This window comes from Collinsella aerofaciens, from assembly GCF_028209885.1.
GTDB classification, from domain to species: Bacteria; Actinomycetota; Coriobacteriia; order Coriobacteriales; family Coriobacteriaceae; genus Collinsella; species Collinsella aerofaciens_BA.
The window spans coordinates 26763-53688 of sequence record NZ_JAQLEM010000006.1 but is presented as its reverse complement, the minus strand read 5'-3'; the positions used below and the strand labels follow the sequence as shown (position 1 = coordinate 53688).

At 61.2% G+C, this 26926-nt stretch carries 24 protein-coding genes; 20 read left to right on the top strand and 4 right to left on the bottom strand.

Annotated features, from left to right (window positions below):
• The first annotated feature begins 14 nt into the window (after positions 1 to 14).
• The 13 genes from PMX21_RS02595 (at position 15) to ffh (ending at position 14508) form a co-directional block, all read left to right on the top strand.
• Positions 15 to 1676 (top strand): DAK2 domain-containing protein, encoded by a 1662-nt coding sequence (locus tag PMX21_RS02595; RefSeq protein WP_161115842.1) that lies wholly within the window; start codon positions 15 to 17, stop codon positions 1674 to 1676.
• A 10-nt stretch (positions 1677 to 1686) separates the two neighbouring features.
• Entirely contained in the window at positions 1687 to 3864 is a 2178-nt protein-coding gene (gene recG, locus PMX21_RS02590) for an ATP-dependent DNA helicase RecG (protein WP_271757862.1), read from the top strand.
• Complete coding sequence (gene rsmD / locus PMX21_RS02585) at positions 3861 to 4511, top strand: 16S rRNA (guanine(966)-N(2))-methyltransferase RsmD (RefSeq protein ID WP_271757860.1); 651 nt, start codon at positions 3861 to 3863, stop codon at positions 4509 to 4511. Before recG ends, rsmD begins: the two co-directional genes overlap by 4 nt.
• Entirely contained in the window at positions 4504 to 5001 is a 498-nt protein-coding gene (gene coaD / locus PMX21_RS02580; protein WP_271757859.1) for a pantetheine-phosphate adenylyltransferase, read from the top strand. The genes rsmD and coaD overlap by 8 nt, the downstream gene beginning before the upstream one ends.
• A gap of 68 nt (positions 5002 to 5069) precedes the next feature.
• Entirely contained in the window at positions 5070 to 5567 is a 498-nt protein-coding gene (locus PMX21_RS02575; RefSeq protein ID WP_040358176.1) for an ATP synthase subunit B family protein, read from the top strand.
• Positions 5567 to 6121 (top strand): YceD family protein, encoded by a 555-nt coding sequence (locus tag PMX21_RS02570; protein WP_271757857.1) that lies wholly within the window; start codon positions 5567 to 5569, stop codon positions 6119 to 6121. Before PMX21_RS02575 ends, PMX21_RS02570 begins: the two co-directional genes overlap by 1 nt.
• Before the next feature lie 64 nt (positions 6122 to 6185).
• Positions 6186 to 6365: a 50S ribosomal protein L32 gene (gene rpmF, locus PMX21_RS02565; protein ID WP_022094017.1), complete on the top strand. Its 180-nt coding sequence runs from the start codon at positions 6186 to 6188 to the stop codon at positions 6363 to 6365.
• A gap of 87 nt (positions 6366 to 6452) precedes the next feature.
• On the top strand, positions 6453 to 7472 hold the full coding sequence (gene plsX, locus PMX21_RS02560) for a phosphate acyltransferase PlsX (protein ID WP_271757855.1): 1020 nt from the start codon (positions 6453 to 6455) through the stop codon (positions 7470 to 7472).
• 114 nt (positions 7473 to 7586) lie between these two features.
• Positions 7587 to 7829 (top strand): acyl carrier protein, encoded by a 243-nt coding sequence (locus PMX21_RS02555; RefSeq protein WP_161161446.1) that lies wholly within the window; start codon positions 7587 to 7589, stop codon positions 7827 to 7829.
• A gap of 3 nt (positions 7830 to 7832) precedes the next feature.
• The gene (rnc, locus tag PMX21_RS02550; RefSeq protein WP_271757852.1) at positions 7833 to 8558 is read left to right on the top strand and encodes a ribonuclease III; all 726 of its coding nucleotides are present in this window, start codon (positions 7833 to 7835) and stop codon (positions 8556 to 8558) included.
• Between the two features lie 10 nt (positions 8559 to 8568).
• Positions 8569 to 12105 carry a chromosome segregation protein SMC gene (smc, locus tag PMX21_RS02545; RefSeq protein WP_271757850.1) on the top strand — a complete coding sequence of 1179 codons (3537 nt, stop codon included), beginning with the start codon at positions 8569 to 8571 and terminating at the stop codon, positions 12103 to 12105.
• Entirely contained in the window at positions 12105 to 13022 is a 918-nt protein-coding gene (gene ftsY / locus PMX21_RS02540; RefSeq protein WP_271757849.1) for a signal recognition particle-docking protein FtsY, read from the top strand. Before smc ends, ftsY begins: the two co-directional genes overlap by 1 nt.
• Before the next feature lie 10 nt (positions 13023 to 13032).
• Entirely contained in the window at positions 13033 to 14508 is a 1476-nt protein-coding gene (ffh, locus tag PMX21_RS02535) for a signal recognition particle protein (RefSeq protein ID WP_271757847.1), read from the top strand.
• 120 nt (positions 14509 to 14628) lie between these two features.
• Here ffh and PMX21_RS02530 read toward each other — a convergent pair whose 3' ends face one another.
• Positions 14629 to 15393 (bottom strand): DUF134 domain-containing protein, encoded by a 765-nt coding sequence (locus PMX21_RS02530; RefSeq protein ID WP_271757845.1) that lies wholly within the window; start codon positions 15391 to 15393, stop codon positions 14629 to 14631.
• 166 nt (positions 15394 to 15559) lie between these two features.
• On the opposite strand from PMX21_RS02530, the gene thyA reads away from it, so the two are divergent.
• From thyA to PMX21_RS02510, 4 genes are all read left to right on the top strand, one after another.
• The gene (thyA, locus tag PMX21_RS02525; protein WP_271742632.1) at positions 15560 to 16408 is read left to right on the top strand and encodes a thymidylate synthase; all 849 of its coding nucleotides are present in this window, start codon (positions 15560 to 15562) and stop codon (positions 16406 to 16408) included.
• A gap of 9 nt (positions 16409 to 16417) precedes the next feature.
• Positions 16418 to 16936, top strand: coding sequence for a dihydrofolate reductase (locus PMX21_RS02520; RefSeq protein WP_271757843.1), 519 nt, complete (start codon positions 16418 to 16420; stop codon positions 16934 to 16936).
• A gap of 109 nt (positions 16937 to 17045) precedes the next feature.
• Positions 17046 to 17960 (top strand): TrmH family RNA methyltransferase, encoded by a 915-nt coding sequence (locus PMX21_RS02515; RefSeq protein ID WP_271757842.1) that lies wholly within the window; start codon positions 17046 to 17048, stop codon positions 17958 to 17960.
• A 125-nt stretch (positions 17961 to 18085) separates the two neighbouring features.
• A complete protein-coding gene (locus PMX21_RS02510) occupies positions 18086 to 19435 on the top strand; it encodes an MATE family efflux transporter (protein WP_271757840.1) in 1350 nt (449 codons plus the stop codon).
• 84 nt (positions 19436 to 19519) lie between these two features.
• Here PMX21_RS02510 and PMX21_RS02505 read toward each other — a convergent pair whose 3' ends face one another.
• Positions 19520 to 19639 (bottom strand): cob(I)yrinic acid a,c-diamide adenosyltransferase, encoded by a 120-nt coding sequence (locus PMX21_RS02505; protein ID WP_271733428.1) that lies wholly within the window; start codon positions 19637 to 19639, stop codon positions 19520 to 19522.
• Positions 19640 to 19668: 29 nt separating this feature from the next.
• Positions 19669 to 19767: a cob(I)yrinic acid a,c-diamide adenosyltransferase gene (locus PMX21_RS02500; RefSeq protein WP_229042206.1), complete on the bottom strand. Its 99-nt coding sequence runs from the start codon at positions 19765 to 19767 to the stop codon at positions 19669 to 19671.
• 92 nt (positions 19768 to 19859) lie between these two features.
• On the opposite strand from PMX21_RS02500, the gene ftsH reads away from it, so the two are divergent.
• Together ftsH and PMX21_RS02490 are read left to right on the top strand one after the other, a co-directional pair.
• Positions 19860 to 21752, top strand: a complete 1893-nt coding sequence (ftsH, locus tag PMX21_RS02495) for an ATP-dependent zinc metalloprotease FtsH (protein ID WP_271757838.1) — start codon at positions 19860 to 19862, stop codon at positions 21750 to 21752.
• 81 nt (positions 21753 to 21833) lie between these two features.
• Positions 21834 to 22289, top strand: a complete 456-nt coding sequence (locus PMX21_RS02490) for a 2-thiouracil desulfurase family protein (RefSeq protein WP_271757836.1) — start codon at positions 21834 to 21836, stop codon at positions 22287 to 22289.
• A gap of 46 nt (positions 22290 to 22335) precedes the next feature.
• On the opposite strand, the gene PMX21_RS02485 is transcribed toward PMX21_RS02490, so the two are convergent.
• Positions 22336 to 23424: an iron-containing alcohol dehydrogenase family protein gene (locus tag PMX21_RS02485; RefSeq protein ID WP_271757834.1), complete on the bottom strand. Its 1089-nt coding sequence runs from the start codon at positions 23422 to 23424 to the stop codon at positions 22336 to 22338.
• Positions 23425 to 23934: 510 nt separating this feature from the next.
• Between PMX21_RS02485 and ileS the strand changes: the two genes are divergently transcribed.
• A complete protein-coding gene (gene ileS / locus PMX21_RS02480) occupies positions 23935 to 26712 on the top strand; it encodes an isoleucine--tRNA ligase (RefSeq protein ID WP_416378165.1) in 2778 nt (925 codons plus the stop codon).
• Positions 26713 to 26926 lie beyond the last annotated feature (214 nt).

Below are 26926 nucleotides of genomic sequence, written 5' to 3'. Positions count from 1 at the left end.
AGATTCAAATACCCATGATTGCAAAGACCATTCGCACCTGTTTTCCGATCGCTGCGGCTGCCGTTTCCGACAAGGCCGAGGAGATCAACAAGCTCAACGTCTTCCCCGTACCCGACGGCGACACCGGTACCAACATGTCGCTCACGCTTGCCTCGGTGACCAAGGAGCTCTCCGCCCTTCCTGCCGACGCCGACATGGAAGCCATCGCCGGCGCCATCACCCACGGCTCCCTGATGGGTGCCCGCGGTAACTCCGGCGTCATCACCTCGCAGATTCTGCGCGGTGTGGCCGAGGGCCTCGTCTCTGCCGATGAGCCTATTACGGCTGCCAACATCGCCTTCGCCTTCCGTCGCGCCGTCAAGGTTGCCTTCCAGGCTGTCCGCAAGCCCATCGAGGGCACGATCCTCACGGTCCTGCGCGATGTCTCGACCAAGGCAGACGAGTGCGAGAAGAAGAAGTTCTCGGCCGAGGATGCGCTCGACGCCATCGTCGTCGAGGCATATCAGTCCGTCGCTCGCACGCCCGACCTGCTGCCCGTTCTGAAGGAGAACGGCGTGGTTGACTCCGGCGCCTTCGGCTTTGCTATTTTCCTTGAGAACTTTGTTGCCGCCGCGCTTGGCCGCAGCACCGTTGTCGAGGATTTCTCCGCCACGTTTGATTCCGCTGGCTCTGCCCGCGACGCGGCCCTTGGTCGCGTTGAGATCGAGGCCAACGACGATTGGGAGGGCTCGGAGTTCCGCTACTGCAACGAGTTCCTGTTTAAGGCCGACGCCCCGTTTGACGAGGACGAGTGCCTTAAGTTCCTGGGTTCCATGGGCGATTGTGAGCTACTCGTGGGCGCCTATCCCGACTACAAGATCCATGTGCACTCCAACACCCCCAACCTGGTGCTCGAGCACATGCTGCAGCTTGGTCAGATCTACGAGGTCTTTATCCACAACATGGAGATGGAGGCCCACGACCGTACCGCCAAGATTCACGAGGACCAGGAAAAGGCCGCCGAGCCCGCCAAGGCGCTGGGCTTTGTCGCCGTTGCCGCCGGTTCCGGCGAGGCCGACATCCTCAAGTCCCTTGGCGTCGACGTGATCGTCTCGGGTGGCCAGACCATGAACCCCTCGACTGCAGATCTGCTGGGTGCCGTGGACCAGGTCAACGCGACCTCGGTCATCATCCTGCCCAATAACGGCAACATCCGCATGGCTGCCGAGGCTGCCGCTTCTGCCTGCACGGACAAGAAGGTCGCCGTCGTTCCCACCAAGACCGTCCCGCAGGCCTTCTCCGCGCTGTTCGCGGTCCTGCCCGATTCCGAGCTCGAGGATGCCGTCGCCGCTATGGTCGACGCCATCAGCGAGGTCCGCGATGGCGAGGTCACCCGCGCCGTGCGCGACTCCAGCGCCTCGGACGGCTCGCCGATTCACTCCGGTGACGTCATGGGTATCATTGCCGGCTCTATCGACGTGGTCGGCTCCGACGTGAAGCAGGTCACGCTCGATTGCATCAACCGCATGCAGGAGGAAGAGGAAGGCGACGCGCTGACGATTCTGGCTGGCGAGGAGCTGTCCGATGAGGCCTTCCAGGAGATCGTCGACGCTATCGAGGAGGCTCAGCCCGATCTGGAGATTGACGCCCATCGTGGCGAGCAGCCGCTCTATCCCGTGATCTTCTCGATCGAGTAGGCAACTGCCCATGTCCGAGCTGTGCTCCGTGCCGCGCGTCTCGGAGCGCTTTGCCCAGAGCAATGCGCTCGACGAGGATATCGCGCGACTCAAATATGTTTCGGGTAAACGTGAGGAGGCCCTTCGCCGTCTGGGAATTCGGACGGTGGGGGACCTCCTTCTCCATATCCCTCATCGATACCTCGACTTTACCCGTTCGTGGTCCATCGAGATGGCGCCCATCGGTACCGTGTGCACCATCATCGCCACGGTCGACCGTATCGTCCAAAAGCAGCCGCGCCCGCGCATGCAGGTGACCGAGGTCTCACTTGTTGACGAGACGGGCGTGCTACAGGTCGCCTTTTTCCGCCAGCCCTGGATTGCCCAGCAGCTTAAGCAGGGCGACCGCCTGGCCGTGATGGGCAAGGTCGAGTTTGCCTACGGTTTTAAGCAGATGGCCTCGCCCCACTTTGAAAAGCTCGAGGACGGGCGCGCCGCAGGTACCATTCTGCCGGTCCATTACGTGAGCGATGGCGTGAGCCAGGCGTGGATGCGCCGCATCGTAAGCGGCGCGCTCGAGGTCGTCGGCAATCCGTTCGATCCGATTCCCGCGCCGCTGCGCGCAAAGCGGAAGCTCATGAGCAATGCCCGCGCGTTGCGTTCGATCCACTTTCCCTCGAGCATGGCTGAGCGCGACATCGCACGCCGGCGTCTTGCCTACGAGGAGTGCCTCTACCTGCAGCTGGCGCTGCGTCTGCGCAACGACGGCGGCCTGGTCGATGTGGTGCCCTATGCCCACATCGCGGGCGAGCATCTGGGCGCGCTTAAACAGGCCCTTCCGTTTTCGCTGAGCGACGAGCAGGAGGCCGCATTCCAAGACATCCTGCATGACATGTGCGATGGCGGGCGCGTGATGAACCGTCTGCTGCTGGGCGATGTCGGTACCGGTAAGACCGCCGTTGCCGCCTGTGCGCTGGCTGTGGCTGCCGATAGCGGCACGCAGGCCTGCGCTATGGCGCCCACGGGCGTGCTGGCGCGCCAATATGCTGATAAGACCGGCCCCTTGCTCTCTCAGGCCGGTATAACGTGGGCGCTACTGACGGGTGCCACTCCGGCGGCCGAGCGCGAGCGGATCCATGAGCAGCTGCAGTCCGGCGAGCTCGATGTCCTCTTTGGCACCCATGCGGTCCTTTCGGATGACGTTACGTTCAAGCATCTGTCGCTTGTTGTCATCGACGAGCAACACCGCTTTGGCGTAGGCCAGCGCAACGCCCTGCGCGCGAAGGGCCCCGGTGCCGATCTGCTCGTTATGACGGCAACGCCCATCCCGCGTACGCTGGCGCTTTCGGTCTACGGCGATCTGGACACGAGTATCATCCGCCATCGGCCCGTCCCTGGTGCTGGCGTGACGACACGCGTGCTCACCGAGTCGAGCCGTGACCTCGCCTATGGCGCCATTCGCGAGGCGCACGAGAAGGGGCAGCAAGCCTACGTGATTTGCCCGCTCGTGGAGCCGAGTGACTCGGCCGATGAGCTGGAAGACGTGCCCGGTATTGCCCGCGACGACGAGGGCCGCGTGACGGTCCCCGTGCCGCTTCACGATACGGCGACCGAGCTCGATCGCCTGCGTCTGGCGTTGCCGGGTCTTGCCATCGAGCGCCTTCACGGCCGTATGCCAGCGGGGGAGAAGGACCGCGTGATCGACGCCTTCAAGCGTGGCGAGATTGACGTGCTCGTCTCGACTACGGTGGTCGAGGTGGGCGTTGACGTGCCCAACGCCACCGTCATGGTCATCGAAAACGGCGAGCGCTTTGGTTTGGCTGCCCTGCACCAGCTGCGAGGCCGCGTGGGCCGTGGCGGCGTGTCGGGCACGTGCCTGGTCATGACGCACTCCAAGGGCAACGGCGGCGCATCGGCGGCGCAAGATCGTCTGCAATCGCTTGAAAAAAGCTCGGATGGCTTTACGCTCGCCCAGATGGACCTGCGTCTGCGCCACGAGGGCGAAATCCTGGGGTACCGTCAGCATGGCGGTGTGACCCTGCGCTTTGTCGACCTGGATGCCGACGAGGAGCTGATCGAGTGGGCCCATTTGGACGCGGTCGAGCTCTTGCGGTATGCTTGCAACCTTGACTCTGTGGCGACGCGCCCTCTGCGCGATGCGGTCGCCATGCGATATCGACACATATTTAAGGAGGTCAGCGGAGGATGAGAATCATCGGCGGCGAATGGCGCGGTCGTAAGATCGAGGAGCCCCGTGGTCGCGATGTTACCCGCCCCACGACCGATCGCGTGCGCGAGGCATGCGCATCTATGGTCATGTCGGCATTCGACTTCGATCTGGACGAGGTCCGTGTGCTGGACGCCTTTGGCGGCTCCGGTGCCTTAGGGTTAGAGATGCTCTCTCGTGGGGCCCGCTCGCTCACGACGTTTGAGATCGATCGCAACGCCGCGCGGCTCATTACCAAGAATATCGAGTCGCTCTCCCGTGACCGTGCGCGTTGGCGCGTGGTCACGGGTGACATGCTGGCGAGTGCCTCGCGCGGTCGTGTACCGGGCGGCCCCTTTGATCTGGTCTTGCTCGACCCGCCCTATGCTTTTGGTGCCAAGCCGGTCGACGAGCTGCTGCAGAACCTGGCCCAGCAGGGTCTGCTCACCCCGGGTGCCTATGCTCTGTTTGAGCATGCTGCCGCCGACGCGGGTGCACATCCTGCCGGCTTTGTAACCGTGCGTGAGAAACGCTATGGCATCACCTCGGTCGACCTGCTCCGTTGGGTCGGCGAGGGCGAGGATGACGATACCGCCACCGATGCCGATGACAGCGACGGCACGACGTTTCAGGGGGATGCCCATGAGTGACACCATTAACCGCGTCATCGTTCCGGGTACCTTCGATCCCATCACGTTTGGCCATATCGACGTCATCCGCCGCGCCCGCCGCATTTTTCCCAGTGTGATCGTGGCCGTTGCCGAGTCGCAGGGCAAATACGGTGTGGGCACCACGTTTACGCTCGATGAACGCGTGGCGCTGGCCCGTGAAGCACTCGGTGATATCGATGGCGTCGAGGTCCTGCCCTTTACTGGCCTCTTGGTCGACTTCGCTCGTGATCAGGGGGCGGGGGCCGTGGTCAAGGGTCTGCGCGCCATGACCGACTTTGAGTATGAGCTGCAGCAGGCCGACCTCAACTACCGCTTGGATAACGAGCTGGAGTCCATCTTTGTCATGAGTGCGCCGCAGTACGGCTATATCTCGAGCTCGGTCGTTCGCCAGATCGCCTCGCTCGGCAGCGATGTATCGACGTTTGTCCCGTCCAACGTGGTTGAAGCGCTCAGACATCGCTTTTCGTGACGTTTTTTATTGCCTGGTGGCATGTGGTAAACTAGCACGATGATATGTTACCTATGAAAGGAGACCGGATGCCGGGCGAGAATTTTCCTGGCGATAGGATCGTCAGCTTGGTCGATGAGCTCGAAGGGCTGATCGAGGAAGCCAAGCCGCCTTTCGGCAAGAACGCTCAGTTCAAGGTCATCGACGCCGACGTGTTCTTCAACATCCTCGACGAGATCCGCATGAGCTATCCCGAGGAGTGGCAGAAGTCCCGCCGTATCCTTAAGGAGCGCGAGGAGCTTATGGCTTCCGCCGCCGCTCAGGCCGATTCCATCATCGCCGACGCTCAGCAGCAGGCCCTCACCATTGCCGGTGAGCAGGAGATCGTCCGTCTTGCGCAGCAGCAGGCCGACGACATCCGCGATCGTGCCCAGCAGTACGAGCGCGAGACGCGTTATGCTGCCGAGGACTACGCAGAGCAGGTCTTTACGCACCTGGAGGAGAACCTCAAGAGCCTGACCGGCACCGTTACCCGTTGCCGTCAGCAGCTCAACGAGGGTGCCGCCCAACAGAATGGTCAGTGGTAATGGCTGAGTTCCCGAGCGTTACCGTCGATCTTTCCGAGCAGCTCGAGTTTCCTGGAGATTCGTATCCGCTGACCGGTAAGGTCGATGTCGCCACCTACACGGTGGGCGAGAAGGAGTACCAGCTTCAGGACGGCATCGACTACGACGTTGTCTTTACCAATGCCGGTACCGGTGTCTTGCTCACGGGCATGGTCCGCGCGCACGCCACCGGTGAGTGCGACCGTTGCCTGGAGCCCGCCTCGTTTGATATCGCCGGAGAGATCGAGGAGTTCTACCTCTTTGAGGAGCCCGAGGATCCCGAGGCCTACGAGGACGGCTACGAGCTTCTGGGTGAGGACCGTATCGTCGATCTGGGTGAGCCCATCAATGACGCGGTCGTTATGGACACGCCGTTTGTGGTGCTCTGCAAGCCCGATTGTCGCGGTCTGTGCCCCACTTGCGGTTGCAATCTCAACGTGGAGCAATGCGATTGTGCTGCCCGAGCCGAGGCCGAATGGGCCGAAGCCACGGAAAATCCATTTGCAGCATTGAAGAATCTCAAGCTTGATGAGTAAAACTGTGGTAGTATCGCTACTTGCGCGTAATCGCCACACTGGATAGTTCATAAGGAAGGTCACTATGCCCGTACCTAAACAAAAGCAGGGTCGTATCCGCACTCACACCCGTCGTTCCGCCAACATGAAGATCTCGGCTGCGGCTCAGTCCACGTGCCCCCGTTGCGGCGCTGTTAAGCTTCCGCACCACGTGTGCCCCAGCTGCGGTTTCTACAAGGACCGCGAGGTTATCGTTACCGAGTAACGGTATACTCTGGATGCGATGCCGTTCCAAATGGAACCACAATGGCCGGCTCAATGAGTCGGCCATTTTTGTATAAGGAGCATGTATATGAGTAACGTTCGCGTTTGTGTAGACGTTGTGGGTGGAGACGAGAAGCCGCAGGTTGTCCTCGACGGTATTGAGGCTGCCCTGGCAGCTGATCAGGATATTGAGGTCCTGGCTGCCGGTCCCGCCGAAATCGTCAATCCCTTTGCCGCCTCCCATGCGCGCGTCGAGGCCCTGGAGGCACCCGACGTTATCGCCATGGACGACGATCCCATTCGCGCCGTGATGACCAAGCGTAAGTCGTCGATCGTGCTTTCTTGCCGCGTCATTAAGAAGGGCAACGCGGACGCGTTCTTCTCCGCCGGCTCTACCGGCGCCATGACGGCTGCCGCGACCGCCTACGTCACGCCGTTTCGATATATGGCCGAGGGTAAGAAGCAACCGGTGCGTCCGTGCCTGACCAATGCGCTGCCCAATCGTGCCGGCGGTCTGACGGTGCTGTGCGACATGGGTGCCAACCCCGATGTCGAGGTTGACGATATGGTGCGCTTTGCGCAGATGGGCAGCGCCTATGCGCGCGTCGTCTTGGGCATTGAGCATCCCCGCGTAGGCCTGCTCGCCAATGGCACCGAGGACGAGAAGGGCTCCAACTTTACCAAGGCCTGTTTCCCTGCTATGAAGGCCGCAGTTCCGGGCTTTGTGGGCAACTGCGAAGGCACCGACCTCACCTCGGGCAATTTCGATGTCGTTGTTGCCGACGGCATGTCGGGTAATATCGCTCTCAAGGCTACCGAGGGCGCTGCCAAGTTTTTGCTGCAGGAGCTCAAAGGCGCCTTTATGTCCTCGCTCGGCACCAAGATCGCCGCGCTGCTCATCAAAAAGCAGATGCGCGAGATTAAGGCTAAGCTCTCTGGCGATGCCAAGGGCGGCGCCATCCTGCTGGGCCTGCGCGGTGTGGTCTTGATCGGCCACGGCGCCACGTCGGTCGAGGCCGTCAAAAACGGCACACTCGCCGCGGCTGAGGCCGTTCGTGCCGGACTGGTCGAGAACGTCGCCAACTCCATGGACGGCATCGTTTTATAACAGCGGCGTTATGCGCCTCGGGGCGTGCGTCGTGGGGTAGAATCAGAACCGTGTCTTGGTACCGCCCGGGCGGTACCATTCTTTTGGTATTCATGCACTATGAGAGGAAGCGCTATGGACCGCTCCGAAATCTTCGACAAGATCGCCGAGGTCACTGCTGACGTTCTGGGCGTCGATGTTGCCGAAATTAGCGATGAGACCACCTTTGACGACCTCGATGCCAACTCGCTCGAGCGCCTGCAGCTGGTTACGGCTATCGAGGACGAGTTCGATCTCGAAATCGATGATGAGACCCTGCTCTCGCTCAACTCTGTCGCCGACGCCGTCGACGCTATCGAAGCTGCCAAGGAGGCCTAAGTCTTGGCTTTATCCGAACGACTTACGCGCGCCCAGGAGATTTTGGGCCACGAGTTCAATGACAAGGTGCTGCTGCGCGCAGCCCTCACGCATCCTTCGGCTGTCGAAGGCCAGCCAGTCTCGGCAAGCTACGAGCGCCTTGAGTTTTTGGGTGATTCCATTTTGGGCGCCGTGGTTGCCCGCTCGCTCTTTGAGTCCTATCCCGAGTTTGATGAGGGCAAGCTCACCCGCCTGAAGGTGTCGCTCGTCTCGGGCGCCACGTTGTCGGAAGTGTCCCACGAGCTGGGTATCGACGACATCATCATCTTTGGTGCCTCCGAGACCGGTACGGGCGCACGCGGCCTGCATTCGGCGCTTGAGAACGTCTATGAGTCGCTCGTTGGCGCGCTGTACCTGGATGCTGGTTGGGATGCCGCGGCGGAGTTTATTCACCGTACGCTTAAGCCGCACTTGGCTTCCGAGCGTGCCGAACACCCTGCGAACCCCAAGTCGTTTTTGCAGGAGTGCGTGCAGGCCGACGGCCACGAGCCTCCGGCGTATAAGCTGGTCGGATCCGAGGGTCCGGCGCATGCGCCCACCTTTACCGCCGTGGTGTTGATTGATGGCATTCGTCAGGGTCGCGGCACCGGTTCCTCTAAGAAGGAAGCCGAGGGAGCCGCCGCGCTCGAGGCGCTCGACCGTATGGGTTACACCACCAATGGCGTGATTCTCAACAAGAAGCACGTGTAAGCGAGGAACCGTGTATCTCAAGTCCCTCACGCTCAAAGGGTTCAAGTCGTTTGCCGACCGCGCCCATATGACGTTTGAGCCGGGCCTGACCGTCATCGTCGGTCCCAACGGCTCGGGAAAATCGAACATCTCCGACTCAATTCTGTGGGTCCTGGGCGAGCAGAGCGCCAAGCAGCTGCGCGGCCAGGCCATGGAGGACGTCATCTTCTCGGGCTCGTCAGCGCGCAAGCCGGTGGGTGTCGCCGAGGTCACGCTGGTGCTCGATAACTCGGACCATATGCTGCCCGTCGATTTTGACGAAGTCGCCATCACCCGTCGCATGTATCGCTCGGGCGAAAGCGAGTACCTCATCAACTCGAGTCCGTGCCGCCTGATGGACATTCAGGACATCCTGCACGATTCGGGCCTGGGCAAGGATACGCATTCCATCATCAGCCAGGGCAAGCTCGACGCCATTTTGCAGAGCCGCCCCGAGGAGCGCCGCGCCCTCATCGAGGAGGCCGCCGGCATCTCCAAGCACAAGCGCCGCAAGGAGCGTGCGCTCAAAAAGATTAAGTCGATGGACGAGCATCTGACGCGTGCCCGCGACATCAATAAGGAAATCGCCCGTCAGCTGCGACCACTGGAGCGTCAGGTCGATCGCGCGCGCAAGTACAAAGAGCTGTCCTCGCGCGCGAACGAACTTACGCAGATGCTGGCCGTCGACGAGCTTCGTTCGCTGCAGTCGCAGTGGAACGACCTGGAGAGCCGCTCTAAGGAGGGCGCCGCCGAACTTGAGCTTGCGCAATACCGCCTGGGTGAAAAGGAGCGCGAGCTCGAGAAGCTCCAAGTTATGCTCGAGGAAAAGGGCCTGTTTGTGGGCGACCTGGGCGAGCAGCGCCGCCATATGCAAGATGTGGTCGGCCGCATTAACTCCGATATGCGCCTGCTCGAGGAAAAGGGCCACAACATGGTGTCGCGCCTGTCCGATATGCGCGGGCAGATTTCGAGCTCCGAGCATCAGCGTCGTCGCGTGGTCGAGGAGCTCGAGGACGCGCGTGCCCAGCTTGAGGAAGTGACCGGTGCGCACATGCAGGCCCAGGAGGACGTTGACGCCGCTGGTCCTGCTGCCGCTGAGCTTCACGAGCGGCGCGTTGCGCTCGACAATCAGATTTCGCAGCTCACGCGTGAGCTGCGCGATGTGCAGCGTGTGGCCGATAACGCCGCGCTCGAGCTCGCCAAGGTGAAGGACTCGCTGAGCAATGCCGAGGTCGAGGACAACATGTATGCCTCGCGCCTGGAGCAGATTGACGAGCAGCTCGAGGAGGTCACGGCCTCGCTCGAGAGCCGTCGCGACCGCGCCGAGGAGCTTGAGGGCGCTCTTGAGGAAGCGCGCCAGGCTCAGGTCGATGCGCGTGAGGCCACCGAGACGGCACGCGCGGCCCTGAAGGACCTGCGTGCCCGCGAGAGCGAGGCGCGCAACAAGTTGTCCGAGGTGCGCTCGGAGCTTGCCAGCCAAAAGAAGCTTGATGCCCGCATGGCCGACAGCTCGCCGCTCGTGAGCCGTCTGGTGGGTGCGTTGGGCGACGATGTCTCGGGTCGTCTGGGCGACGTGCTCGAGGCCCCGCGCGAGCTTGAGGGCCTGGTGGAGCAGCTGCTTGCCGGCGATATCGATGCCCTGTTGTTTGATGACGCCGCCGCGCTTGAGCGTGCCGGTCGTGCGGCTCTGGACCAAAAGAAGGCCTCGGGTGAGGCGCTGCTGGTGGCGCGCGGCGTGAGCAGCTCTGCTGCCGCCGAGGCCGCTGCCGGTTCGCGTCTGGTCGATCGCCTTTCCGTGCGTGCCGGTTATGGCCCGATTGTCGAGGCGCTGCTCGGTGGCTATTACGTGGTCGATGACTTGGCTGCCGCGCTGGCTGCGCCTGTCATTGACGGTGTGACCTATGTGACCCCCGATGGCGCCCGCGTAAGCTGTGGCGGCCTTGTGCGCGTGGGCCTAGATGCCGGCGAGGCGTCGGGTGCCCTGGAGCGCAAGCGTCGCATTCGCGAGCTGGAGGGCTTGGAGCCCGATTTGGCTGCCGTGTTTGAGCATGTGTCGGATCAGGTCGTTGAGGCCAATGCGGCCGTTGAGGAAGCGCGTGTCGCTGAGGGCGATGCCGCCGGCGAGATCGCCCGTCTTGAGGGCGAGCGCCGCTCGTTGCTCTCCGAGATCGGCCGCTTGGAGCAAAGCGCCAACAATGCCGAGGTCGAGCGCGTGCGCATCTCCAAGCGCCGCGAGCAGGCCGCAGAGGCCGTTCGCGCTGCGCGCCCGCGCGTTGACGAGGTCACCCGTTCGCGCGACGAGGCCCGTGCGCAGGCAAGCGACCTGGGTCTCCAGATTGCCGAGGCCAACGACGAACTCGACCGCGTTTGCCGTGACGATTCCGAGGCCGCCGGCAAGCTCGCCGACGCCAAGGTTCGCTTGGCCCAGACGAGCGAACGCCTGCGTTCGCTGAAGGGCCGCGTGCCCGACCTGGAGCATCGCCTGGAGGGCATCGATCGTCGTATCCGCGGAACACGCCAGGCTTCGCGCTCGCTCGAGCTGCTGCGCCTGCGCGTTGATCCCATGCACGAGCGTTATTCGGCCCTGCTGGAGCGCGCGTCGGATTGGGCAGCGCGCCTGCGTGACCAGGCCTCTCTGGAGGAGGCGGACTCCGCTTCGCTCAAGAAGACCATCGAGGATGCCAAGGCAGAGGTTGCCCGCGCTAAGGAGCGAGTCGATACCGCCTCCGCCACGCAAAACGAGTTCAAGGTCGCGCATGGCAAGCTCGAGGTGCAGGTAGAGGCCGCCATTAAGGCCATTACCGCCGATGGCACCACGGTACTCGAGGAAGCGCTCATGCTTCCGGCGCCCACGGACCGCGATGCCGCTGAGCGCGAACTCAACCAGCTTGTGCGCCAGATCAACAACCTTGGTCCCGTTAACCAAGTTGCCATGGAGGAGTACGAGCAGCTCAAGCGCCGCGCCGATTACATCGAGGAGCAGCTGGCCGATCTGGAGAGCGCGCGCAAGGCGCTCACCAAGATCACGGTGGCCATTGATCGCAAGATGCGGAAGGCCTTCCTGGTGACGTTTGAGAAGGTCGACGCGAACTTCCGCGAGATCTTCGCTATGCTCTTCCCGGGCGGTCAGGCTCATCTGGAGATGACCGATCCCGAGCATCCTGCCGAGACGGGTATCGAGGTCGTGGCGCAACCGCGCGGCAAGCGCATCACCAAGATGATGCTCATGTCGGGCGGCGAGAAGAGTCTGACGGCGCTCGCCCTGCTCTTTGCCGTGTATCGCACGCGTACGGTGCCGTTCTATGTGCTGGACGAGGTCGAGGCGGCACTTGATGACGCCAACCTGTCCAAGCTCATCGGTGCCCTCGATGTGCTGCGTTCCGACACGCAGCTCTTGGTCATTTCGCATCAGCGCCGTACTATGGAGGACGCTGACGTCCTCTATGGCGTCTCGATGCAAGCCGACGGCGTCAGTCGCGTCGTCTCGCAAAAACTCGATCGCGAAACCGGAAAGGTCGTGAATGCATAATGGGATTCTTTGACGCACTCTCGCGCGGACTTGAGCGTAGCCGCGAGGCCCTCAACGAGGTCTTCTACTTTGGCGGCGAGGTCGACGAGGATTTTTGGGAGGACCTTGAGGACACCCTCGTCATGGGTGACATGGGCGCCGAGGTCGCCATAAAGGTCTCCGATGACCTGCGTGATGCCGCGGCTAAGAAGAACCTCAAGACCGCCCCGCAACTCCGTCGCGCCCTGGCCGAGCAGCTTGCGCAGCACTTTGTGCCCATCGAGCGCGATCCGTTCTCCGATACGCCGAGCTGCGTGCTGTTTGTGGGCATTAACGGTGCCGGCAAGACCACGACGGTCGGTAAGATCGCGAGCGCCATGGCCGCCCGCGGCAAGAACGTCGTGATCGGTTCGGCCGATACCTTCCGCGCTGCAGCTATCGAGCAGCTCGATGTGTGGGGCCAGCGAGCTGGCGTCCCCGTCATCAAGCGCGACCGCGGCTCCGACCCGGCAAGTGTTTGCTACGACGTGCTCGACGAGGCCGACAAGCGCGGCAGCGACCTGGTGCTCATCGATACCGCCGGTCGTCTGCACACGAGCCCCGAGCTCATGCGCGAGCTTGCCAAGGTGGTCAATGTGACCCGTAAGCGCGCCGCCAATATGGCCGCCGGCCCCATGCCCGTCTATGTCGTGCTCGTGATCGATGCCGCAACGGGCCAAAACGGCCTCAACCAGGCGCTCGAGTTTAACGAGGCGCTGGGTCTGGACGGTATTATCATGACAAAGCTCGACGGCACGGCAAAGGGCGGTATCGCCATGGCCGTGGCCGAGAAGCTCAAGCTTCCCATCCTGCGCATCGGCGTGGGCGAGCAGGTCGATGACCTGCAGGAGTTCAATGCCAAAGATTTCTGCCGCGCCCTGGTGGGCGAGTCCAACTAAGGAGTAACCAGTGTTTGATTCCCTGAGCGATCGCCTCAACGACACATTTGACCGCCTGCGTGGCAAGGGTAAGCTGACCGAGGCCGACATTACCTCGGCCATGCGCGACATTCGCATGGCGCTGCTAGAGGCCGACGTCAACTTCAAGGTCGTCAAGGAGTTCGTCGCCAAGACCAAGGAGCGCTGCATGACCGCCGAGGTCATGGAGTCACTGTCGCCGGCGCAAAACGTCGTCAAGATCGTGCTCGACGAGCTCACCGAGATGCTCGGCTCCACCGAGAGCAAGCTCGTCTTTAGCAACCGCATTCCCAATGTCATCATGCTCGTGGGCCTGCAGGGCTCCGGTAAGACCACGGCGGCCGTAAAGCTGGCCTACCAGCTCAAGAAGCAGGGCCGCTCGCCGCTGCTCGCCGCGTGCGACGTCTACCGTCCCGCCGCTGCCGACCAGCTGGCCACACTCGGTGGAGAGATCGGCGTGCCGGTCTTCCGCGGCGACGGCGAGCACCCGGTCGACATCGCCAAGGGCGCCATCCAGGAGGCCGTCGACCACCTGCGTGACGTGGTCATCGTCGATACCGCCGGTCGCCTTCAGATCGACGAGCAGATGATGCAGGAGGCCGTGGACATCAAGAAGGCCGTCAAGCCCGATCAGGTGCTGATGGTCGTCGATGCCATGACCGGCCAGGATATCGTCAACGTCGTCTCGACCTTTGCCGAGCGCACCGACTTTGACGGAGTGATCATCTCCAAGCTCGACGGCGATGCCCGTGGCGGCGGCGCGCTTTCCGTGCGCCAGGTGACCGGCAAGCCCATCAAGTTCGTGAGCATGGGCGAGAAGCCCGATTCGCTGGAGCCGTTCTATCCCGATCGTATGGCCAAGCGCATTCTTGGCATGGGCGACGTTGTCGGCATTATCGAGAAGGCCCAGGAGGCGGCCGACGCCGAGCAGCTCGAGGCTGCCGAGCGAATGCTGCGCGAGGGCTTCACCATGAACGACATGCTCGACCAGATGAAGGCCGTCAAGAAGATGGGCGGCATGAAGGGCATCCTGGGCATGCTCCCCGGCGGCCAGCGTGCGCTCAACCAGATGGGTGGCAACCTGGACGAGGGCATCTTCGATAAGAACGAGGCCATTATCATGTCGATGACCAAGGAGGAGCGTCTGCGTCCCTCCATCATCAATGGCCAGCGCCGTGCCCGCATTGCCAAGGGCGCCGGCGTGACCCCCACCGAGGTCAATAGCCTTATGAAGCAGTGGGGCGAGATGAACAAGATGATGGGCCGCATGCGCACGATGGCCAATCAGGCACAGGCCGGCGGCAAGAAGGGCAAGAAGGATAAGAAGGGCAAGAAGATGCGCATGCCCAATATCCCCGGCCTGGACGCTATGGGTCTGGGCGGCATGGGCGGCCTGGGTACGGGCGGCCCCAAGTCCGATATGGACCTGCTGCGCCAGATGGAAGCGCAGATGCGTAATAAGAAATAGTGCTGTAATTCCAGCTTGATATGGCAAAGGCCACTCGGAAGCTACCGGGTGGCCTTTGTTGTTGGCTTTGATTGTTGGGTTGCGTTCAGTATCGCGCCCCGAGTTCGCGGTGCCGTGCCGTTAGTGGCAGCCGCAGCCCTCGTGGCCCTCGTGCTCGTGATGGCCATGGCAGCCACAGGATTCGCCGTGCTCATGGGCGTGCTCGTGGTCATGGCCGTGGCAGCCGCACGTGGCCTCGCCGGTCTGCGCGAGCGTGCCGGCAATGAGGGCCTCGACGCAGGCATCGCAGCTGCCCTGGGCGCCCGCATAGACCGTGATGCCGGCTTGAGCAAGCGCGTTGATAGCGCCACCGCCGATGCCGCCGCAGATGAGTGTGTCCACGTCGCCATTGGCGAGCAGACCCGCCAGCGCGCCGTGACCGGTGCCGCCGGTGCCCACGACCTGCTCGTTGAGCACCATGCCGTCCTGGATGTCATAGATCTTGAACTGCTCGCTGCGGCCAAAGTGCATAAAGATGTTGCCGTTGTCGTACGTCGTTGCCACCCTCATGGTGTCGACCTCCTTTGCTGGCCATGCGGCCGTTGTCGTGGTGATGGGGGAGTATGCGATATTGCCGCCCTCGATGATAATCGCCCGTCCATTGACCAATGCGTTTGCCACCTTGCGATGCGCGCGGCTGCAGATTGCCGCCACCGTGGCACGGGCAATGCCCATGTGCTGGGCGACTTCCTCCTGATTGAGTCCTTCCAGGTCGCATAGGCGCAGGACCTCGAGCTCGTCGACCGTCATATCGATAGCGTCTCCGCTGGCAAGGCCATCGGGGGTAAAGCCGCGATATTCGGGGATGATCCCAACGCGGCGCAGTTTTTCGCGTCTCCCTGCCATACACTCTCCAAATCTGACATATGTCAACAATAGAATAGCGAACGTGCCGATTTGCGCAAGGAATTTCCGTCATATGTCAGAAAATGAGGGCTTATGTTTGGGCTGTGGGGCCGCGTGCGCCTGGGCTACAATAAATCTTGCTTGTAGGCGACTGACAGGAGGGTCAATGAGCAAGGCTGATCAACAGTTTGTAACCATGTGCCGCGATATCTTGGACCATGGCACCACCACCGAGGGCCAAAAGGTCCGCCCGGTGTGGGAGGACGGCACCCCTGCCTATACCATTAAAAACTTTGGCGTCACGGCGCGCTACGACCTGCGCGAGGAGTTCCCTGCGCTTACGCTGCGCCGCACGGCTCTTAAGTCTGCGATGGACGAGATCCTGTGGATCTATCAAAAGAAGTCTAATAACGTCCATGACCTCAACAGCCATATTTGGGACGAGTGGGCCGACGAGACTGGCTCCATCGGTAAAGCCTACGGCTATCAGATTGGCCAGAAGAGCCATTACGCCGAGGGCGATTTTGATCAGATGGACCGTGTGCTGTACGATCTTAAGCACACGCCGTACAGCCGCCGCATCATGACCAACACGTATGTGTTTAGTGACCTGTCCGAGATGCACCTGTATCCGTGCGCCTACAGCGTGACCTATAACGTCACGCAGCGCCCGCAGGACGACAAGCCCACGCTCAACATGATTCTCAACCAGCGCAGTCAGGACATTTTGGCCGCGAATAACTGGAACGTGTGCCAGTACGCCATTCTGCTCATGATGGTCGCGCAGTCGGTCGATATGATTCCGGGTGAGCTGCTGCATGTGATTGCCGATGCCCACATTTACGACCGTCATGTCAATATCGTCCGTGAGCTTATCGAGCGCCCGCAGTTTGCGGCGCCCAAGGTAACGCTCAACCCCGATGTGCATGACTTCTATGCGTTTACGACCGATGACCTGATCGTCGAGGGCTATGAGCACGGCCCGCAGGTCAAGAACATTCCCATTGCGGTGTAGGTGGTGCTCATGACGTGTAAGCTATCTGCTATCGTCGCCGTGTGTGACGATTGGGGCATTGGGTGCGAGGGCGACATGGTGGTGTCCAATCGCGCCGACATGCGCCATTTTGTGGCCTGCACCAAGGGCTGCCCGGTCATCATGGGGCGCAAGACGCTGCTGAGTTTTCCCGGTGGGCGTCCACTCAAGAACCGTCGCAATATCGTGCTTACCCGCGACGAGGATTTTGCTGTCGAGGGCGTCGACGTGGTGCATAGCATCGACGAGGCGCTCGCCGCGGTTGCCGATGAGCCCGTTGCCTGGGTGATTGGTGGCGGCGATGTCTATCGGCAGTTTTTGCCGTATTGCGTCGAGGCCGAGGTCACGCACAACCATTGCACTCATGCCGTGGACACGTACTTTCCCGATTTGGACGCCGATCCCGCATGGGAGATTGCGTGGCGTGGCGGTGTTGCCACGATTGCCTCGGGCGAGGGCGACGAGGGTGTCGATTATGAGTTCGTGACGTATCGTCGCGTTGAGGCGTAAATCGCCTGGCGTGAACGGTATTATCGGGTTGATTGAATGTATGGGGCGGCGCTTAGCGTCGCCTCGTTTGGTATAGATGTGCTGTAAAGAAGGGTGCGGGCAGGCTGCTATGACTGATGCCGTTGAGGTTCTGCGAATTGATTCGCTCGAGGACGAGCGGCTCGATGCCTACGTGCGTCTGACCGAGCGTGAGCTGCGCTGCGTGCTAGAGCCGCAAAAGGGCATCTTTATCGCCGAGAGTGCCAAGGTTATTGAGCGCGCGGTGCGTGCCGGATACGAGCCGGTGAGCTTTCTTTTGGGCGAACGCTGGCTCGACCAGATGATGCCGCTGTTTGAGCGCCTAGTCGTGCGCGAGGGCGCGGGTCCTGTTCCTGTGTTCGTCGCCTCCATGGAGCTCATGGAGCAGTTGACGGGCTTTAACGTGACGCGCGGTGCGCTTGCGGCGTTTCGTCGCCCGCGTCAGATTCCGGTTGATGAGTTCTTGGGTGGCGTCGTCGAGGCGGCGGGGGAGCGTCCGGTGCGCGTGTGCGTGCTCGAGGGTATTGTCGACCACACCAATGTTGGCGCGATTTTCCGCTCTGCTGCCGCATTGAACGTTGACGGTATTTTGGTCAGCCCGACGTGCTGCGACCCGCTGTACCGTCGCTCGGCCCGCGTGAGCATGGGCACCGTGTTTCAGGTGCCGTGGACGCGCATTGGCAGCGAGGCTCGTGTGTGGCCGCATGATGGTCTGAGCGCGTTGCACGATGCCGGTTTTTCGTGTGCCGCTATGGCGTTGACGGACGACTCTGTTTCGCTTGATGATCCTGTGCTGCAGAAGATTGATCGCTTGGCGATTTTTATGGGCACCGAGGGTGCCGGCTTGGGCGCCAAGACCATTGCCGGCTGTGACCACGCGGTGCGTATTCCGATGGCGCACGGGGTCGATTCGCTCAACGTGGCCGCGGCGAGCGCCGTCGCCTTTTGGCAGCTATGCCCGCACGTGAGCAATGAGTATCACTACCAGCCGGGTTTGTATCACTAGGCAGTTATTCCGCACCGTGCTCTAATTCGGGGTGTTTCGGTCGCCGCCAGTCGGTGCTAAGCTGGTTTTGGCTTTGGTTTTAAATTGCTGTTTTGCTGATTGACGTATGCGTGTGGGGAGGGCGTGTGGCTAAGAAATCTACGGCTATCGATGTAACGCAAGGAGTCATTTGGCAGCAATTGCTGTCGCTGTGCGTTCCCATCTTTTTTAGTTCGTTTTTTCAGCAGGCCTACACGCTTATCGGTACCTATATCGTCGGTCAGTTTGGCGGCAAGCTCGCGCTAGGTGGCATTCAAGCTACGATGGTGCTCACCGAGCTCTGCATTGGCTTTTGCGTTGGCGTCGGCGCCGGCTGCGCGGTCATTACCGGTCAGTATTTTGGTCAGCACGATGATGAGCGACTGAGCCGTTCGGTCCATACGGCCATGACGCTCGCGCTGGTGGGCGGTATCGTTTTCTCGATTCTTGGCATAGTGTTCGTTGAGCCCATGCTGGTACTTATGAACACTCCACATGAACTTTTGGCCGAGGGCGTGGCCTATGCTCGTTGCTATTTTGCCGCCATGGTTGCGGCGCTGCTGCTCAATATGGGAACGGCACTGCTACGCGCCGTGGGCGACACGCGCGGGCCTGCTGCGATCATCGCTTCCGGCTGCCTTGTGAATGCGGTGCTGGATGTCATCTTTGTTGCCGTGCTTCATATGGAGGCGCTGGGCTGCGGCATCGCGGTGGCGCTGACCATTTGCTCCAACGCCACGATGATCGTGATTCGCATGATGCACGCACCGGGTGCGTGGCGGCTTTCGCTGTCCAAACTCGGCATTGATCCTGGCATTTGTAAGAGCATGATCTCGTGTGGTCTGCCGCTTGGCTTTCAGTCTGCTGCGTATTCGATTTCCAACGTTTTGATTCAGGTGTCGGTCAACTCGTTTGGTGCCGATGTCACCACGGCGTGGGGTCTTTCGGGCCGCTTAGATGGCATTGTCTGGATGGTTACCGAGGCGCTCGGCGTGTCGATCACCACGTTCTCGGCACAGAACTTTGGCGCGCGCAACTATGAGCGCATGCGCAAGGGCTACCATACGTCGCTCGTGCTGTCGTTTATGCTCATTGGTGGCCTGTCTGCCGTGCTGCTGGTGTTCTCGGGTCCGTTGTCGCGTCTGTTTGTCGACGATGTTTCGATTTCGGCGTACACCACGACGATTCTTCATTTCATCGCGCCGTTCTACGCGATCTTCTCGATTATCGAAAACGCGTCGGGCTCCATTCGCGGTGCCGGCGTGAGCTTGCAGCCCATGCTGCTCACCATCTTTGGCACCGTCGTACTCAGAGTGATTTGGGTGTTTGCGATCATGCCCTTCGATCCGTCGCTCGAGCATCTACTGCTGGTCTACCCCGTAACCTGGCTCATCACCGCAACCATGTTCACCATCTACCACCACAGCGGCAACTGGCTAGGCCGCGCCACCGCCTAATGGTCCCTTGGGGACGGAGGAAAACGGATCATTGGCTGGCGATAAGGCGAAGTGATCCGTTTTCCTCCGTCCCCTTTGCATCAATTAGTATTCGATGCCTTGGCGGGCTAAGAGGCCTTCGTCGAAGTAATGTTTTATGGGACGCATTTCGGTGACCAGGTCGGCGAGGTCCGCGAGGGGCAGCAGGCCGCGGCCGGTGAGCACGAGCTCCGTGGTGGCGGGCTTTATCGCAATCAGTTCCTCGACATCCTCTCGCGCCCCAAAGCAGCCGTCGTCTTGCCCTTGCCGTCGCCCGTATAGATTTGAACCTTGCCGACTTCCAGTGATGCCATCTCTGTCTTTTCGTGCCCGGCGTCGGTTTATCGCCGTCCGGGTTGGGTATTCTAGAAAGCATTATTAACCCCAGTAGATGGAGTTCAAGCAGATGGAGATGGATGACAACAAGCGTAGACGGAATATGATCCTCTACGTGCTCATCGCCTTCGTCGTCTACCTCGTGCTCTCGACCGTTCTGTTCCCCAACATCGGTCACACGCAGCAGATTACGAAGACCGATTACTCGACGTTTGTCAAAGCGCTCGACAAGAAGAGCGTCGAAAAGGTCGAGTACAACACCGACGACTATACGATTTATTACACCAAGAAGGGCGAGGACGAGAACATCGCCTATAAGACGACCGGTGTGCCGAATGATGCGGGCTTTACCGATCGCGTGCTTGAGTCTGGCGCTTCGCTGGAGTCGGTCGTTCCCGATAAAAACTCGGGTTTGATGACCTACTACCTGCTCACGCTCATCCTTCCCATGGCGATTTTCTTCCTCATCGGTTGGTGGCTCAACCGCCGCATGAAGAAGGCTATGGGCGATGACGGCCCGTCGATGAACTTTGGCGGCGGCGGTTTTGGCGGCGGCGGACTGGGTAAGTCCGGCGCGCGCGTGATCGCCTCCAAGGACGTGGGCGTGACCTTTAAGGATGTCGCCGGCCAGGAAGAGGCCAAGGAGTCCCTCAAGGAGGTCGTTGACTTTCTGGAGAAGCCGCAGCGCTACGAGGAGATCGGCGCCAAGCTGCCGCGTGGTGCTCTGCTTGTCGGCCCTCCGGGTACTGGTAAAACCCTGCTTGCCAAGGCTGTGGCCGGCGAGGCGGGCGTGCCGTTCTTTAGTATTTCTGGTTCTGAGTTTGTTGAGATGTTCGTCGGCCGCGGTGCCGCTAAAGTTCGCGACCTGTTTAAGCAGGCCAAGGAAAAGGCCCCGTGCATCGTCTTTATCGATGAGATTGATACCATCGGCAAGAAGCGCGATGGCGGCGGCTTTAGCGGCAACGATGAGCGCGAGCAGACGCTCAACCAGCTGCTGACCGAGATGGACGGTTTCGATAACCACAAGGGTATCGTCGTCCTCGCTGCCACCAACCGTCCCGACAGCCTCGATCCCGCTCTGCTGCGCCCCGGTCGTTTTGATCGCCGCATCCCTGTCGAGCTGCCCGACCTGACCGGCCGTAAGAACATTCTTGAGCTGCATGCCAAGAGCGTGAAGACACAGCCGCCGATCGACCTGACCGCGATTGCCCGCGCCACGCCCGGTGCCTCGGGCGCCGACCTGGCCAACATCATCAACGAGGGCGCCCTGCGAGCCGTCCGTGAGGGTCGCAAGCGTGCCACGCAGGACGATTTTGAGGAGTCGGTTGAGGTCGTCATCGCCGGACAGCAGCGCAAGTCCACGGTGCTGTCCGACCACGAGAAGCAGGTCGTTTCTTATCACGAAATCGGCCATGCTATTGTTGCCGCCCGCCAGAAGGGCTCTGCGCCGGTCACGAAGATCACCATTGTGCCGCGCACGAGCGGTGCTCTGGGCTACACCATGCAAGTGGAGGAGGACGAGCGCTTCCTGACGACGCGCCAGGAGGTTCTGGACAAGCTCGCCGTCTACTGCGGTGGTCGCGCGGCCGAGGAGCTCATCTTTGGCGAGATGACGACCGGTGCCGCCAACGATATCGAGCAGGCCACCAAGCTCGCCCGCAACATGGTGACGCGCTTTGGTATGTCCGATGAGTTTGGCATGATGGCGCTCGGTACCGTGCAGAACGCGTACCTCAACCAGGACACGTCGCTCACCTGCGCTCCCGGTACGGCCGAGCGCGTGGACGCAATTGTCGCCAAGTTGATCGAGGATGCGCACGACCGTGCCCTGCAGATTCTGAAGGAGAACAAGTTCAAGCTCCATGAGCTGGCTCGTTATCTGTACAAGAAGGAGACCATCACGGGCGAGGAGTTCATGAACCTCCTCACGCGCGAGAATCCGCTGATGCCCAAGCAGCAGTAAAGCCGCGGCCGAGCCAGTAAACGCCGACGCCCCATTTGAGCAGCTTTCTCAATTGGGGCGTTTTGCTTGAGAGGGATGGAAATGAAGATCGTGGTGAGCGCCTGCTTGATGGGCGAGAGCTGCAAGTATAACGGGCTTGACAACTATCATCGCGAGTTGGTCGATGCCTGCGAACGCACGGGGACTGAGGTCCTCTTGGTGTGCCCTGAGGTCTTTGGGGGGCTGCCCACGCCGCGCATGCCGTCCGAGATTGTGAACGGCGAGGTCCGTACCTGCGGGGGCATCTCGGTCGATCGCGAATTCCGTCTGGGCGCTCAACGTGCGCTCGATATGTGCGAGCAAGCGGGCGGCCCGTCCGAGATTGCTGCGTGCGTCTTGCAGGATCGCAGTCCGTCGTGTGGCGTGGGCCATATCTACGACGGATCCTTCAGCGGCACGCTCACAACGGGTAACGGTGTCTTCGTTGACCTGCTCCTGCGCCACGGCTACCGCGTGATCCCGGCAAGCGAATTCGACTCGAGCATGTTACAGCAATAAAAAACCGCCACAAAGGTACTGTCCCCTTTGTGGCGGTTTTGGTCGGTTAGGCCAGGATAGAGTGGCCGTAGGCGTTGGCGGCCTTGATGGCGGCGGCGAACTTTTCGTCGGTGAAGGGCTCGGGGTTTCCCTGCTTCCACTCGTTGGTGGCGTGTGCATATTCGCACAGGGCAGGGATGTCGACCTCGGAAAGTCCGACTTGCTCAAGCGTTACGGGCAGGCCCATCTGCTTGTTAAAGGCGGCGTAGCGCTCAAGGTTCTCGGTGTCTCCCGTATAGGCAAACAGTACCAGCACGCCCAGGCTCACGACCTCGCCGTGCAGGTAGGTGCCCTCGCGCGGAATGCTGCAGGTAGCGTTGTAGAACGCGTGCGCCACGCTCGAGTTGTAGTAGTAATCGTTCTGGTTGGTCAGGTTCGAGACATAGCCCGTGTTGACCACGATGTCGAGCGCGATCTGCTTGACGGCCTCGCTCGACAGGTTCTGGCGTACGTCCTCAAGACCTTGGACGCCGTAGGTAAACAGCGGCTCGGAGCAGGTGTGGGCGAGTGCCAGGCCAAGACCGGCTGTGTGCTCCAGGTTGCCGGCACTCGTGGCGTACTCGACTTCGGGTTGCTTGGACAGGGCATCGCCCACGCCGGCCCAGAAATACTCTGCCGGTGCCTCGGCGATGATCTTGGGGTTGATGAAGATGTGCGCCGGTCGGTTGGGGTACGAATAGCCCTCGAGTGAGCCGTCGTCGTTGTACACGACGGCAATGGCGGTCGCGGCGGAGCAGTTGGAACAGATCGTCGGGACCGTAAAGACGATCTTCTTGAGCTCGATAGCTGCGGTCTTCACGGTGTCGAGCGCCTTGCCGCCGCCGCATGCGATAAGCACGTCAGCTTCCTGGCAGGCGGGGGAGTTTGCGACCTTGGCGATATTTGCGCGCGTACTGTTGGTGCCGTAGACGCGCGTCTCCAGAATTTCGACGTCGGTACCCGCCAGCGCAGCTTCGATACCGGGAAGTGCTGCGGCCAGTGCCCGCTTACCACCGATGATCGCGACCTTCTTCGCGCCGTACTCGGCCAGCGCGCCGGGCAGCTCGTCAAAGCAATCCTCGCCAACGGTGTAGTCGCTCATTCCAATCGTGCGCATAGCAACCTTCTTTCGTTCGATAAAGTGCTTTCAGGTATTTTGCTCCAAGAGAAGGTCCACAGCCGCGAGAAATTTCGAACGTATAAAACCAGTGTTGAGGGTTTTTCGCCGGCGCGGAACGTGCTAGCATACTCCGCATAAGCGTTGATGGGGACGAGTAGTCGGCCGTCCGCATGCTACAGAGAGCGGGGAGCGCTGAGAACCCGTGCATGCGACCGATGAAAATCACCCCGGAGCTGCGGTCCCAACGGACGTGCCGCGCAGGTTCGTCTTAGTAGACATCGCCGAGATGGTCGTCGATACAGGCCAGCCGAGTAACGGATGCGAGCGCGCGGCGACGCGGGTGAGGGCATCTAAGCTGGGTGGTTAAGCGAAGAGCTTTTACGGGCAGACTGCCCTTTTTGTGGCGCTTCGTCCCAGCTTGTAGGGACGGGCGCTTTTTTGGTGCCCAGAGGGCGTGCGCGCCCATGACAAGAAGGGGGTACCGTGGCAAACGAGTACAAGCAGACGATGAATCTGCCCAAAACCGGATTTCCCATGCGTGCCGGTCTTTCCAAGTCCGAGCCCAAGCGACTCAAGGACTGGCAGGACAACAAGGTCTACGAGCAAGTTCTAAAGAAGAACGAGGGTCACAAGAAGTTCGTGCTGCACGACGGTCCTCCGTACGCCAACGGCCCGATCCACATCGGCCACGCCATGAACAAGATCTCCAAGGACATGATCAACCGTTACTGGATGATGCAGGGCTATGAGGTTCCCTATGTTCCTGGTTGGGACTGCCATGGCCAGCCGATCGAGCACAAGGTCGAGGAGAAGCTAGGCACCGAGAAGTTCAACCAGACCTCCACGGCTAAGATCCGCGAGCTTTGCAACAAGTTCGCTGTCGAGAACATCGAGCTGCAGAAGGCCGGCTTCCGTCGCCTGGGCGTGCTTGGCGACTGGGACAACCCCTATTTGACGCTCTATCACCAGCACGATGCCGCCGACATCGAGGTCTTCAAGGCCATGTTCGACAAGGGCATGATCTATCGCGGTCATAAGCCCGTCCACTGGTGCAAGCACTGCCACACCGCGCTGGCCGAGGCCGAGATCGAGTACTCCGACGAGACGAGCCCCTCCATCTTCGTTCGCTTTGAGATGACCTCCAAGCCCGCCGGCCTCGAGAACTTCGACGGCCCGGTCGACTTTATCATCTGGACGACCACGCCGTGGACCATCCCCTCCGACCAGGCAGTTTCCCTCAAGCCCGGCTCCGCCTATGTTGCCGTTGAGCACGATGGGCGTGCCGAGGTCATGCTCGAGGACCTGGCTCCCAAGTGCTGCGAGGAGTTTGGCTGGGAGTACACCCCTGTTATGGTCGACGGTAAGCCCTATGTGGTTCCCGCTGAGACCTTCCACCACATCCACTACAAGCAGCCGATCTTTGACGGCGTTGAGGGCGTGGCGCTGCTGGCCGATTACGTCGGTGTCGATGACGGTACCGGTATCGTCCACAACTCGCCCGGCCACGGCGTCGACGACTACTTCGCCTGCCTCAAGGAGGGCATCACCGACATCTGCATGCCGGTCGATGACGACGGCAAGTTCTACACCGGTGAGGAGTTTGGCACCGGTGGCCCCTTCAGCGGTATGGATACCGATGAGGCCAACCCGCACATCATCGAGTTCCTGCGCGAGCGCGGAACCCTGGTCCTCGAGAAGAAGATCACGCACAGCTATCCGCACTGCTGGCGCTGCAAGCACCCGGTGCTCTTCCGTGCTACCGACCAGTGGTTTGTCTCGATGGACAAGACTGGTTTGCGCGAGCAGGCTGGCAAGGAGGTTCGCGAGAACGTCAAGTGGTATCCGGCCCACGCGGCAAACCGCATCGGCGCCATGGTTGAGCAGCGTCCCGACTGGTGCATCAGCCGTCAGCGCAACTGGGGCGTGCCTATCCCCAGCTACACCTGTGCCGACTGCGGCGAGAAGGTCATGAACGACGCTACGCTCGACGCCGTCATCAAGCTCTTCCACGAGAAGGGCTCCGACGCCTGGTTCACCGACGCTCCCGAGAGCTACCTGGGCGAGGCCTGCGTCTGCCCCAAGTGCGGCGGCCATCACCTCAAGGCCGATAAGGACATCCTCGACGTGTGGTGGGATTCCGGCGTCTCCTGGAAGGCCGTCTGCGAGTACCGTCCCGAGCTGGAGTATCCGGCGGATGTGTACCTCGAGGGCTCCGACCAGCACCGCGGTTGGTTCCAGAGCTCGCTGCTCACCTCGGTGGGTGCCAACGGCCATGCTCCGTACAAGGCGGTCGTCTCTCAGGGCTTCACGCTCGATGGCCAGGGCCGCAAGATGTCCAAGTCGCTCGGCAACGTCATCGACCCCAACAAGGTCTGCGACGAGATGGGCGCCGATATCATCCGTCTGTGGGTTGCATCCGTCGATACCAGCTCCGACGTTTCCATCGACCACGAGATCCTTGCTCGTACGTCCGATGCCTACCGTCGCTTCCGCAACACGCTGCGCTTCCTGCTTTCCGAGCTCGAGGGCCAGTTTGAGCCCGAGACCGACGGCGTCGCCTTTGCCGACTTGCTGCCGCTCGACAAGCTTATGGTTGCCCGTCTGACCCAGGTCCAGGCCGAGGTCGACGACGCCTACGCCAGCTATGAGTTCCCGCGCGCTTACCGTGCGCTTTATGACTTCGTGGTTACCGAGCTTTCCAACGTGTACCTCGACGCCCTGAAGGACCGTCTGTACTGCGATAAGCCCGGCTCGCTCGAGCGCCGCAGCGCCCAGACCGTGCTGGCCGAGCTCTTCTCGATGCTCATGCGCGACCTGCAGCCGATCCTGTCCTACACCGTCGACGAGGCCATGGCATATGCGCCCGCCGGCTGCGTCGATCACCAGAAGTACGCCGCGCTGCTCGATTGGTACAAGTCGCCCATCACGGTCGATGAGGCCAACGAGTTTGAGGGCGTGCTCGAGGCTTCTCTTGAGCTCCGTAGCGCCGTGACCAAGGCCCTTGAGGATGCCCGTTCTGCCGGCACCTTCACCAAGAGCCAGCAGGTTCGCGTCAAGGCGGTCGTTCCCGCCGAGATGTACGCGCTGCTGACTGGTGACAAAGCGGTCGACCTGGCCGAGTTCTACATCGTCTCCGATGTTGAGCTGACCCAGGGCGAAGAGCTTTCCGTCTGCATTGATGCTGCCGAGGGCGAGTGCTGCGACCGTTGCTGGAACTACCGCACCACCGTCGGCGAGTACAACGGCCACGCGCATATCTGTAAGCGCTGCGCTGATGCGCTGTAGGTTACGGCGTTCGTAGAACGCCGTAACCTACCGACGCTGCAAACGCCCCTAAGCGGCAATCTGACGTTCAATCGTCGATCGCGTACCAAAGTACGCTTCCCTCCTCTTTCACGTCACCTTGCTCGCTTAGGGACGTTTTCGCTGTTGGCGACGGTAATGCGGCGTTTCCATTGTTGGAGCTAGAGGCTTTCTTTCGACTTGCGCTTTTAGTCGA